We start from the raw sequence: 670 nt of genomic DNA, 5'->3' as shown, positions 1-670 counted from the left end.
TCGTCGGGCTCATAACCCGAAGGTCGTAGGTTCAAATCCTGCTCCCGCAATAAGGCTCGGTAGCTCAGTTGGTAGAGCAATGGATTGAAGCTCCATGTGTCGGCGGTTCGATTCCGTCTCGCGCCATATTTCTTATATATGCGGGTGTAGTTTAGTGGTAAAACTACAGCCTTCCAAGCTGTTGTCGCGAGTTCGATTCTCGTCACCCGCTTTGAACATTTAGTTCATTTACCAAGTTATTTAACTTGGGCGCGTAGCTCAGGTGGTTAGAGCGCACGCCTGATAAGCGTGAGGTCGGTGGTTCGAGTCCACTCGTGCCCATTAATAGGAGAATTACTCAAGAGGCTGAAGAGGACGGTTTGCTAAATCGTTAGGTCGGGTAACTGGCGCAAGGGTTCGAATCCCTTATTCTCCGTAGTTGAAGAGCTTAAAAGCTCTTTTTTTGACTTTAAAGGCTCTTTGTCAATTGGGCTCTTTGTCAACTGTAGTGGGTTGATGAAAAGTTATAACCTGGAGAGGACCAACATGGTTCTCTCCTTTTTGGGCTCATTGTCAACTGTAGTGGGTTGAATAAAAACTAACATCTGGAGAGGACAATTGATGTCCTCTTCATTTTTATATTCAGAGCGATGAAAATTCGTTTCTTAAAGTTGTCAAAGTTCCGAAATCC

General features: G+C 45.1%; 4 tRNA genes. All 4 read left to right on the top strand.

Going from position 1 to position 670, the window contains the following annotated elements:
* Positions 1-53: 53 nt before the first annotated feature.
* The 4 genes from QM928_RS10005 (at position 54) to QM928_RS09990 (ending at position 415) form a co-directional block, all read left to right on the top strand.
* Positions 54-126: transfer RNA gene (locus QM928_RS10005), tRNA-Phe, on the top strand.
* Positions 127-140: 14 nt separating this feature from the next.
* Positions 141-211 (top strand) — tRNA-Gly (locus tag QM928_RS10000).
* Positions 212-247: 36 nt separating this feature from the next.
* A tRNA-Ile gene (locus QM928_RS09995) sits at positions 248-321 on the top strand.
* 6 nt (positions 322-327) lie between these two features.
* A tRNA-Ser gene (locus QM928_RS09990) sits at positions 328-415 on the top strand.
* Positions 416-670: the final 255 nt, after the last annotated feature.

It is taken from the genome of Streptococcus infantis (assembly GCF_047460405.1).
GTDB classification, from domain to species: Bacteria; Bacillota; Bacilli; order Lactobacillales; family Streptococcaceae; genus Streptococcus; species Streptococcus infantis_Q.
This window is presented reverse-complemented; position numbering and strand designations above follow the sequence as displayed.